The 10,063-nt window shown below is 67.7% G+C and carries 11 protein-coding genes; 8 read left to right on the top strand and 3 right to left on the bottom strand.

Annotated features, from left to right (window positions below):
* Window positions 1-936, top strand: a 936-nt coding sequence (locus G6016_RS14550; protein ID WP_182633338.1) for a leucyl aminopeptidase, incomplete at its 5' end; no start/stop codon positions are given.
* A 56-nt stretch (window positions 937-992) separates the two neighbouring features.
* Here the strand turns inward: G6016_RS14550 and G6016_RS14545 are convergent.
* The gene (locus G6016_RS14545; protein ID WP_182633337.1) at window positions 993-1,358 is read right to left on the bottom strand and encodes an oxidoreductase; all 366 of its coding nucleotides are present in this window, start codon (window positions 1,356-1,358) and stop codon (window positions 993-995) included.
* A 320-nt stretch (window positions 1,359-1,678) separates the two neighbouring features.
* Here G6016_RS14545 and sucB point away from each other — a divergent pair, with 320 nt between their 5' ends.
* The 4 genes from sucB to G6016_RS14525 all read left to right on the top strand — a co-directional run bounded on the left by sucB (window position 1,679) and on the right by G6016_RS14525 (window position 6,293).
* Entirely contained in the window at window positions 1,679-3,550 is a 1,872-nt protein-coding gene (gene sucB / locus G6016_RS14540) for a 2-oxoglutarate dehydrogenase, E2 component, dihydrolipoamide succinyltransferase (RefSeq protein ID WP_182633336.1), read from the top strand.
* Between the two features lie 151 nt (window positions 3,551-3,701).
* The gene (gene lipB / locus G6016_RS14535; protein ID WP_182633335.1) at window positions 3,702-4,379 is read left to right on the top strand and encodes a lipoyl(octanoyl) transferase LipB; all 678 of its coding nucleotides are present in this window, start codon (window positions 3,702-3,704) and stop codon (window positions 4,377-4,379) included.
* 21 nt (window positions 4,380-4,400) lie between these two features.
* Entirely contained in the window at window positions 4,401-5,423 is a 1,023-nt protein-coding gene (gene lipA / locus G6016_RS14530; protein ID WP_182633334.1) for a lipoyl synthase, read from the top strand.
* Window positions 5,424-5,537: 114 nt separating this feature from the next.
* Window positions 5,538-6,293, top strand: a complete 756-nt coding sequence (locus tag G6016_RS14525; RefSeq protein ID WP_182633333.1) for a DUF4191 domain-containing protein — start codon at window positions 5,538-5,540, stop codon at window positions 6,291-6,293.
* Window positions 6,294-6,513: 220 nt separating this feature from the next.
* Here G6016_RS14525 and G6016_RS14520 read toward each other — a convergent pair whose 3' ends face one another.
* A complete protein-coding gene (locus G6016_RS14520) occupies window positions 6,514-7,002 on the bottom strand; it encodes an RDD family protein (protein WP_182633332.1) in 489 nt (162 codons plus the stop codon).
* A gap of 234 nt (window positions 7,003-7,236) precedes the next feature.
* On the opposite strand from G6016_RS14520, the gene glnA reads away from it, so the two are divergent.
* The 3 genes from glnA to G6016_RS14505 all read left to right on the top strand — a co-directional run bounded on the left by glnA (window position 7,237) and on the right by G6016_RS14505 (window position 9,692).
* A complete protein-coding gene (gene glnA, locus G6016_RS14515) occupies window positions 7,237-8,673 on the top strand; it encodes a type I glutamate--ammonia ligase (protein WP_182633331.1) in 1,437 nt (478 codons plus the stop codon).
* A 176-nt stretch (window positions 8,674-8,849) separates the two neighbouring features.
* Window positions 8,850-9,155 carry a HigA family addiction module antitoxin gene (locus G6016_RS14510; RefSeq protein ID WP_182633330.1) on the top strand — a complete coding sequence of 102 codons (306 nt, stop codon included), beginning with the start codon at window positions 8,850-8,852 and terminating at the stop codon, window positions 9,153-9,155.
* 126 nt (window positions 9,156-9,281) lie between these two features.
* Window positions 9,282-9,692, top strand: a complete 411-nt coding sequence (locus tag G6016_RS14505) for a hypothetical protein (protein WP_182633329.1) — start codon at window positions 9,282-9,284, stop codon at window positions 9,690-9,692.
* 28 nt (window positions 9,693-9,720) lie between these two features.
* Here the strand turns inward: G6016_RS14505 and G6016_RS14500 are convergent.
* The coding region (locus tag G6016_RS14500) for a DUF732 domain-containing protein (RefSeq protein WP_182633328.1) at window positions 9,721-10,063 on the bottom strand (343 nt) is incomplete at its 5' end.

Genomic DNA, 10,063 nt, shown 5'->3' with positions numbered 1-10,063 from the left:
AATACCCCGCCCAACCTGCTGTTTCCCGGATCGTTCGCCGATCGCGCGGCAGCCCTGGGCACCGAGGCCGGCCTCGAGGTCGAGGTGCTGGACGAGGCGGCGCTCGCCGAGGGCGGCTACGGCGGCATCCTCGCCGTGGGCGGCGGCTCGTCCCGCGGTCCGCGCCTGGTGCGCCTGACCCATCGCGGCGCCCAGGGTCGGCCGCAGGTGGCGCTCGTGGGCAAGGGCGTCACGTTCGACACCGGCGGTATCTCCATCAAGCCGGCCGCCGGCATGGAGCAGATGACCATGGACATGGGCGGTGCCGCGGCCGTAGTGGCGACCGTCATCCTGGCCGCGAAGCTGGGCCTGGACATGACGGTCGTGGCGACGGTGCCGATGGCCGAGAACATGCCGTCGTCCACCGCCTACCGGCCCGGCGACGTGCTGACCATGTACGGCGGGACCACCGTCGAGGTGCAGAACACCGACGCCGAGGGCCGGCTCATCCTGGCCGACGCGATCGTTCGCGCCTGCGAGGACTCCCCCTCGCACCTCATCGACACCGCCACCCTGACCGGTGCGCAGATGGTGGCGCTGGGCAAGAAGACGCCGGGCGTCATGGGCACCGAGGAGTTCCGTGACCGCGTGTCCGAGCTGAGCCGCTCCGTCGGCGAGGGCGGCTGGTCGATGCCGCTGCCCGAGGAGCTGCGCGACGGCCTGGACTCCGAGGTCGCGGACCTGACCAACGTCACCCCGCACCGGTGGGGCGGCATGCTCTCCGCTGGCCTGTTTCTGAGCGAGTTCGTGGCCGAGGACGTGGCCTGGGCGCACATTGACGTCGCCGGTCCGGCCTACAACGACGGCGGACCGGAGGGCTACCTGCCCAAGGGCGGGACCGGGGTGCCGGTGCGCACCATGCTCGCCGTGCTGGAGGACATCGCCGCGCAGGGCTGATCCGGGACTGCCCCCGCCCCACGCACGAGGTCCACAGCACGAGGCCGGCGAGCGGACTACCGCTCGTCGGCCTTACGCATGCCCTCCCGGAGTCGCTCGGCGCGCTCGCGGCGCTCGCGCTTGATGCGGACCTCCTCGTAGTCCCGCATCCGCTGCGGGTAGCCGTTCACGGTCGCGTCGAACAGCGGCACCTTGAGTTCGGAGGTGATACGGCGGGCGGTCGCGACGTCCCCGACGGGCCGACGCGTCCACTCGCCGTCGAAGGCCACCAGGCACAGTCCCGGAACCGAGACGAGGGTCTCCGGTTCGAGGAACGCCTCGACCCCCACGCGGGTCCGGCACCAGCGACGCAAGTGGTCGAGGTCGGCCGGGTCCGCCGGGATCCGGGGCTTCCTCCGCCCGAACAGATCTCGGATCCCCACTGTCGGCCTCCTCCCGTCGAACCCCCGTCTGGGGTGGGCACGACACTGATAGAGCGATCGTACCGACTGCTCACGGCAACTAACGCGAGAGGCCGCAGCGGGTGTTCGGCCGTTCGGCTTGATCCGGATCGGAGCGTCCGACAACGCCGACCAGTGGCAGAAGGCACAATGGACGACGACCATCTGGATAGGGGCGCCACAGCGGATCCGTCCGGGTGCTCCGACAAATAGTTAGCTACCCAACCCACGTCGCCGCTCACCGCGGGTGCGGACCGCGCCCCGGGGGCAGCGCCAGAGAACTCTCGAGGAGTCACGACACCATGGCCTTCTCCGTACAGATGCCGGCACTCGGTGAATCCGTCAGCGAGGGAACCGTTACCCGCTGGCTCAAGAAGGAGGGGGACACGGTCGAGGTCGACGAACCTCTGCTCGAGGTCTCCACCGACAAGGTCGACACCGAGATCCCCTCGCCCACCGCGGGCACCCTGACCAAGATCATCGCCGACGAGGACGAGACCGTCGAGATCGGCGGCGAGCTCGCGCTCATCGACGACGGCTCGGACGACTCGGGCGAATCCGATTCCGGGGACGACGCCGCCGAGGACGAGCAGTCCGCGAGCGACTCCGCTGCGGACGAGTCCGAGGACGACGAGCCCGCCGAGGAGGCCCCGGCGCCGAAGTCGTCCGGTGGATCCGGTGGATCCGGCGGCGGCAAGGGCACCGACGTGGTCATGCCCGAGCTCGGCGAGTCCGTCACCGAGGGCACCATCACCCGCTGGCTCAAGGCCGTCGGCGACACCATCGAGGTCGACGAACCTCTGCTCGAGGTCTCCACCGACAAGGTCGACACCGAGATCCCCTCCCCCGTCGCCGGCACCCTCCAGAAGATCGTCGCCGACGAGGACGAGACCGTCGAGGTGGGCGCCACCCTCGCCGTCATCGGTGAAGGCGCCGCGGGCGAGGACGCCGAGACCGAGGACGAGGGCACCCCAGAGCCCGCCGAGAAGGCACGCCCGGCGGAGGCCGCCAAGCAGGCCGAGGGCGACGCCACCGACGCGTCGGGGTCCCAGAAGCAGGCCGACAAGGCCGGCGACACCCCGAAGCAGGAGAAGAAGGCGGCTGCCAAGGCTGAGTCCAAGGCCGAGTCGAAGTCCGAGTCGAAGTCCGAAGCCAAGAGCGATTCCGACAGCAAGTCCTCCGGATCGGTGCCGAAGCGGGCCGAGCCCGCCGCGGCCGCCAAGTCCGGTTCCGCCCCGTACGTGACGCCGCTCGTGCGCAAGCTCGCGCAGGAGAACGGCGTGGACTTGGACGCGGTGAAGGGCACCGGCATCGGTGGCCGCATCCGCAAGCAGGACGTGCTGGCCGCGGCCCAGGGCGGCAGCGCCCAGAGTGCGCCGGAGACCCCGACCACGACCGCGTCCGCTCCGAAGGGCGGCCCGTCCTCGGCCGGCGTCCGCCCGGAGCTCGCGGAGCTGCGTGGAACCACGCAGAAGGCCAACCGGATCCGTAAGGTCACCGCGCGGATCACCCGCGACTCGCTGCAGTCGAGCGCGCAGCTCACGCAGGTCTTCGAGGTCGACATGACCCGCGTGGCCCAGCTGCGTGGCGAGGTCAAGGAGCAGTTCGCCGACAAGCACGGCGTGAAGCTCACCTACCTGCCGTTCTACGCCAAGGCTGTGATCGAGGCCCTGGTCTCGCATCCGAACGTCAACGCCTCGTACAACGAGGAGTCCAACGAGATCACCTACCACGGTTCGGTGAACCTGGGAATCGCGGTGGACACCGAGGCCGGGCTGCTCTCACCGGTCATCAAGGATGCCCAGGACATGGACATCCCGGCGCTGTCCAAGGCGATCATCGATCTCGCCGAGCGCGCTCGGGCGTCCAAGCTGACCCCGGACGATCTGTCGGGTGGCACGTTCACGATCACCAACATCGGTAGCGAGGGCGCGCTCTTCGACACCCCGATCCTGGTCCCGCCGCAGGCGGCGATGCTGGGCACCGGTGCGATCGTCCGCCGCCCGGTGGTCGATTCCGACGCCGACGGTGAGTCGATCGCCATCCGGTCGATGGGCTACACCCCGCTGACCTACGATCACCGCCTGATCGACGGCGCCGACGCCGGCCGCTTCCTGACGACGGTCAAGGATCGTCTCGAGAAGGCCGAGTTCGAGGGCGATCTCGGACTGTAAACCGCAGCACGGTCCGACAGCGGGCGTCCACCTTCACGGGTGGGCGCCCGTTGTCGTCGTCGCCCCTTCCACCCACGCCGCTCCCCCCCCGCACGCGGATCTGGCGCGGCCGCCGGTCAGCGCGGCGCGGTGGAGGCCTACGCTGGAGAGCATGTCCTTCAACGGTCAGTCCCTCCGCCGCGACCCGAACCCACCTGAGATCCGCAGGCTCGGCATGGTCGAGTACTCCCCCACCTGGGATCTCCAGCGCGCCCTCGCCGAGGAGCGCGCCGACGGGACCCGAGGCGACACCGTGCTGCTGCTGGAGCATCCGCCGACCTACACGGCGGGTAAGCGGACCGAGCCCGCGGATCGACCGATGGACGGCACCCCCGTCGTGGATGTCGACCGGGGCGGACGGATCACCTGGCACGGGCCCGGCCAACTCGTGGGGTACCCGATCATCGCGCTCGCCGACCCGATCGACGTCATGGAGTACGTTCGCCGGCTCGAGCAGGCGCTGATCACCACCTGCACCCGACTGGGGGTCGAGGTCGGACGCGTCGACGGCCGCTCGGGAGTCTGGTGCGCGCCCTCTGACGGGCGGCCGGAGCGCAAGATCGCCGCCATCGGCATCCGGGTGCAGCGCGGGGTGACGATGCACGGCTTCTCACTCAACTGCGACTGCGACCTCGGGTCGTTCTCCAGGATCGTCCCGTGCGGCATCGCCGATGCGGGGGTGACGTCGTTGACCGCGGAGCTCGGACGGACCGTCACCGTGTCAGACGTGCTGGATCAGGCCACCTCCGACATGGTGGAGGCGCTGGACGGCCGGCTGCCGGTCGCGTGATACGCGCGTAGGGTGGCTGACGTGACTGTAACTCCTGAGGGCCGCAAGCTTCTGCGAATCGAGGCCCGTAACGCCGAGACCCCGATCGAACGCAAGCCGTCCTGGATTCGTACCCGGGCCACCATGGGGCCGGAGTACAAGGAACTCAAGGGACTGGTCCGGACCGGCGGTCTGCACACGGTGTGCGAGGAGGCCGGATGCCCCAACATCTACGAATGTTGGGAGGACCGCGAGGCCACGTTCCTCATCGGCGGTGAGCAGTGCACGCGTCGCTGCGATTTCTGCCAGATCTCCACCGGCAAGCCCAGCCCCCTCGACCGCGACGAGCCCCGCCGCGTGGCCGAGTCCGTCCGCGAGATGGGCCTGCGGTACTCCACGATCACCGGCGTGGCCCGCGATGATCTGGACGACGGTGGCGCGTGGCTGTACGCGGAGACCGTCCGCAAGATCCACGAGCTCAACCCCAATACGGGTGTAGAGAACCTCATCCCGGACTTCAACGGGAACCCGGACCAGCTCGCCGAGGTCTTCGAGTCCCGGCCCGAGGTGCTGGCTCACAACCTGGAGACCGTCCCCCGGATCTTCAAGCGCATCCGGCCCGCGTTCCGTTTCGAGCGCTCGCTCGAGGTCATCCGCGCCGCCCGCGACTTCGGTCTGGTCACCAAGTCCAACCTGATCCTGGGCATGGGCGAGACCACCGACGAGATCGTGGACGCGATGCGCGACCTGCATTCAGCCGGCTGCGACATCCTCACCATCACGCAGTACCTGCGCCCGAGCCCGCTGCACCATCCGATCGACCGCTGGGTCAAGCCGGAGGAGTTCGTCGAACTCTCCGACCAGGCCCGCGAGATCGGCTTCGCCGGCGTCATGGCCGGACCGTTGGTCCGCTCCTCGTACCGGGCCGGCCGGCTCTACGTCCAGGCACTCGATCACCGCGGCCAGGACGTGCCCGCCCATCTTGAGCAGCTCAAGTCCGGCGGCGCTGCGTCGCAGGAGGCCTCGAGCGTTCTGCAGCGCGAGCAGGAGCGGGCGGGAGCCTAATCTCCGGTCGGGCTGCCCCTGACGGAGCAACAATCGTCGGGAGCGCCCCCACCAGCACCCTCGGCGCTCACCGCGGTTCTCGAATCGTGGTCGGCGCCACGTATCCTGGTGGGCATGGCGAAGAGCGAGCTCAGCAAGGCGGAGAAGAAGGAGGCCCGGGCCGCTCGGCGGCAGGCGGGCAAGGAACAGCGCGGCCAGATGTGGGAGGCGCTGAAGATCCAGTCCAAGCAGGACAAGCTCCTGTGGCCGCTGATGATCGGCGCGGTTGTTCTCTCCGCCGTGGTGTTCTTCTTCCTCGGCAAGATCTGGGGCGGCGAGTGGTGGATGCTCCCGCTCGGCATCCTGGTCGGCGTCATGCTGGCCATGACGATCTTCTCTCGGCGAATCCAGAACACCGTGTACGGCAAGGCCGAGGGACAGCCCGGCGCGGCGGCGTGGGCACTGGATCAGCTCCGTTCGGGCTGGCGCGTCAACCAGGCCGTGGCGGCGACCACCAACTTCGACGCCGTCCACCGTGTCGTCGGTCGGTGTGGAATCGTGCTCGTCGGCGAGGGTCAGCCCCACCGGCTCAAGCCGCTCATGATGCAGGAGAAGAAGAAGGTCGCCCGCGTCGTGGGCGATACCCCGATCTACGAGTTGATCGTGGGCGACGAAGAGGGCACGACCCCAGAGCAGGTGCCGCTGCGCAAGCTCAACCGCCGCCTCACCAGGTACCCGATGAACATCAGCCGGCAGAAGGTCGATGCACTCGACACCCGGCTGCGTGCACTGAGCACCAAGACCAGCGTGCAGAACCAGATGCCCAAGGGTCCGATCCCCCAGGGCGCCAAGGTTCGCAACGTCCAGCGCAGCGCACGCCGGCGGGGCTGACGCACCCGGCAATCGGCTCGCCCGGCACACGCCGAACCGCAGTCAACAGACCGAAAGCCGGTCGATCGGAGCATTCGCTCAGGTCGACCGGCTTTCACCGTTGCTGCTCGGTGACGGTCTCCGTCTGTCCCGCAGGGCCGAGCGCCCGGCGGTCAGCTCCGCTCGGTTGGGGCCCGGCTGGGCGGGTCGAGCTGGGCCGCACTGGAAGCGGCGTGAACGGTCAGCGGGTGCGGATGAGCGCGGTGCCCGTGGCACGGTCGTGCATTCCCCGACCGTCCTCGTCCTGAACGAGCGGCGGGATCAAGAAGAAGATGAAGATCACGCGGATCAGCGAACGCACGAAGCCCACACGCTCATCGGCGTCGATCCGCGCGGTACCGATCCCCAGAATGGCCTGGCCGGGCGTTTGCGCGAACAGCCAGACACAGATCACGCCGATGACGCCCCACACCGCCGGGACCGCCCAGCTGACCACGCCGGAGAATGACTCTCCTCCGAGGGCTCCCGGCCCGGCCAGTGTCACGACGATTCCGACCAGGGCGTAGGCGAGCAACCAATCGATGATCAGGGCACCGAACCTGGTCCCCAGCTGGGCCATTGAGCCGGCGCCGTGGGCGGGCATACCCAGGTTCTCGCCTTTGAACTTCTGTTCAGGTCCGCTCCCGGACGACGTCGGTCCCGACAGCCACGAACCCGCAAGATCACGCATGTACCCAGGGTAACCGGGCCACACTCCGATCCCCATGTCGGTGACCCCACTGTCCACCCGACTAGGCTGGACGCAGTGGAACGGCCTCAGGCGCTGTCCGAAACGCGGCCTTTCGTGTAACACCCACGAAACATTCGCTTGACTGCCGGGCAACACCACGCCCATATCGTGAGGTCACCGCTCGACGGGAAGACACCGGTCGCCCGTCGCACTGAAGAGACGAGGAGCGACACCGTGGCATTCTCCACGCCGGACGAGGTCATCAAGTTCATCAAGGATGAGAACGTCGAGTACGTCGACATTCGGTTCACCGACATGCCGGGAGCCGAGCAGCACTTCACGATCGCGGCCGCAGCATTCGACGAGGACATGATCGAAGAGGGTCTGGCGTTCGACGGCTCCTCCATCCGTGGCTTCCAGTCGATCCACGAGTCGGACATGATGCTGCTGCCGGACGTCGCCACGGCACGCCTCGACCCGTTCCGTAAGGCCAAGACGCTCAACATCAGCTGCTTCGTCCATGACCCGTTCACCCGTGAGGCCTACAGCCGCGATCCCCGCAACGTCGCGCGCAAGGCCGAGGAGTACCTGATCTCCACCGGGATCGCCGACACCTGCTTCTTCGGTGCCGAGGCCGAGTTCTTCGTCTTTGATTCGGTCCGCTACGGCTCGGGCACCAACCACGGCTTCTACGAGGTCGACTCGATCGCCGGCCACTGGAACACCGGCGCCCCGGCCGAGGCCGACGGCTCCCCCAACCTCGGCTACAAGGTTCGCGCCAAGGGTGGATATTTCCCCGTCGCCCCGTACGACCACTTCGTGGATCTGCGCGACGAGATGTCGACCAACCTGACCAATGCCGGATTCGAACTCGAGCGGCTCCACCATGAGGTGGGCACCGGCGGCCAGCAGGAGATCAACTACAAGTTCAACACGCTGCTCCACGCGGCCGACGACGTGCAGTTGTTCAAGTACATCATCAAGAACACCGCCTGGCAGAACGGCAAGTCCGCCACCTTCATGCCCAAGCCGCTCTTCGGTGACAACGGTTCGGGCATGCACGCCCACCAGTCGCTGTGGAAGGACGGCAAGCCGCTGTTCCACGACGAGTCGGGCTACGCGGGTCTGTCGGACATGGCCCGCCACTACATCGGCGGCATCCTGCACCACGCGCCGTCACTGCTGGCGTTCACCAACCCGACGATCAATTCCTACCACCGCCTCGTCCCGGGCTACGAGGCACCGATCAACCTGGTGTACTCGCAGCGCAACCGCTCGGCGTGTGTCCGGATCCCGATCACCGGCAACAACCCGAAGGCCAAGCGCATTGAGTTCCGCTGCCCCGACTCCTCCGGCAACCCGTACTTCGCTTTTGCCGCGATGATGATGGCCGGTCTCGACGGCGTGAAGAACAAGATCGAGCCGATGGACCCGGTCGACAAGGACCTGTACGAGCTTCCGCCGGAGGAGGCCGCCGACATCCCGCAGGCCCCCACCTCGCTGCCGGCCGTGATCGACCGTCTCGAGCAGGACCACGAGTACCTCACCGAGGGTGGCGTGTTCACCGAGGACCTCATCGAGAACTGGATCTCGTACAAGCGTGACCATGAGATCGCCCCGTTAAACCTGCGGCCGCACCCGCACGAGTTTGAGCTCTACTACGACTGCTGATCCGAGGATTCTTCCTTCGAGACCAGTGATGGTCGATAATGGCCTCTGACCTGATCAGGTGACTTTCGTCGCCTGTCAGCGTCAGGGGCCGTTGTCGTTTCCCAGCGCGCCTGCGACTGGCCCGCAACATCGAGATCACCGAGCACTATTGAGCGAGCGAGGAGGAGAACCAGATCATGGCCACACCATCGAAGGCCCACGACCCGATCACACCGAGCGAACTCCTGGCAACAGAGTTCCTGGATCCACTGGGCATCAGTCACTTCCGCCTCGCCGAGGCCACCAGGCTCCCCCAGGTCCGGATCAGTGAGATCGTGCGCGGCAAGCGAGCCATCACCACCGACACCGCCCTGCGCCTGTCCAAGGCACTAGGAGTCGATGACCGATTCTGGATCAATATCCAGACCGATTTTGACCTTGAGGTCGAACTCGCGCGGCGCGGCGATGAACTCGCCAAGGTCATCCCGCTCGTGGCGAACTGAAACTCGGCCACGCGTCTCCGCCTACAGACGAACTCGAATCCTCTAAACGCCCCGGCTACTCGGCCGGGGCGTTTACGGTTGGCTCACAGAGACAATCCGACGTGGCGACAGGAGGATCCGGGGATCATGGACGCCGACGAGATCGACTTCCGGAGCGCATCCCCACGAGCCCGGCCGCTGAAGGTGGTCGCGGCCGCCCTCGATCCGGACCACGACCCGGAGATCGACAAGGAGGGCCAGGGCTATCCCGTGCTGCTCAAGCTGTCCCGGGTTCTCGACCCAGAGGAAGCTCGTCTCATCCTCGACCGCAATCCGTTCCTCCACGCCAGCGCCGGGTCACGAAAACTCATCGCCATGGACACCACCGTGGAGACCGTGCGCGAACAGAAAGAACGCCTGCAATTGCTCCTGGCCGAGGTCGAGGCGGACGCATTGGCCGAGCAGGCCCGCCGCCGACTCGAAGAGCACCGGGCGGCCGAACTGCGCGTGGCCGAACTGCGCCGCCGGAACGACGTCCTGGGCGATATCGACTGGTAGCAAGCCCCAGGACTCAGCGCCAAGTGCCTCAGCCCAACTTGGGGAAGTTCTGCGGGCAGTACGTCATCACGGCCATGCCGAGGAAGTAGCCCTGGCCATTGGCATCGAGTTGAGCATGGTCACCCAACCAACCCGACACCTCGTCCATCTGCTGCCCGCCGTCGAACCGGCCGCAGGATTCGTGCGCCACCGCCACCGGGTCCACGCCCTCCGGCATCACGATGCCGCTCCCGTCCAGCAGTCCCAGGAAATCGCCGGCGCCGGGAACCGGTGGCGGCGGAGCGGGTTCGCCCGGGGCGGGCTCCGGTACGGGCTCCCCCTCCGGGGCGGGCTCGGGAGCCGGAGGCGGCACTGCCTCGCCCGGCGCCGGC

This window comes from Dietzia aerolata (genome assembly GCF_014144865.1).
Classification (GTDB): Bacteria; Actinomycetota; Actinomycetes; order Mycobacteriales; family Mycobacteriaceae; genus Dietzia; species Dietzia aerolata.
The sequence above is the reverse complement of the archived record's forward strand: the minus strand, read 5'-3'. Positions and strand labels throughout refer to the sequence as shown.

Bases quoted from the DNA above. Each gene is read 5' to 3' on its own strand.
- sucB (WP_182633336.1), top strand. From the start codon at position 1,679: ATGGCCTTCTCCGTACAGATGCCGGCACTCGGTGAATCCGTCAGCGAG.
- lipB (WP_182633335.1), top strand. From the start codon at position 3,702: ATGTCCTTCAACGGTCAGTCCCTCCGCCGCGACCCGAACCCACCTGAG.
- G6016_RS14525 (WP_182633333.1), top strand. From the start codon at position 5,538: ATGGCGAAGAGCGAGCTCAGCAAGGCGGAGAAGAAGGAGGCCCGGGCC.
- G6016_RS14520 (WP_182633332.1), bottom strand. From the start codon at position 7,002: ATGCGTGATCTTGCGGGTTCGTGGCTGTCGGGACCGACGTCGTCCGGG.
- G6016_RS14510 (WP_182633330.1), top strand. From the start codon at position 8,850: ATGGCCACACCATCGAAGGCCCACGACCCGATCACACCGAGCGAACTC.
- G6016_RS14505 (WP_182633329.1), top strand. From the start codon at position 9,282: ATGGACGCCGACGAGATCGACTTCCGGAGCGCATCCCCACGAGCCCGG.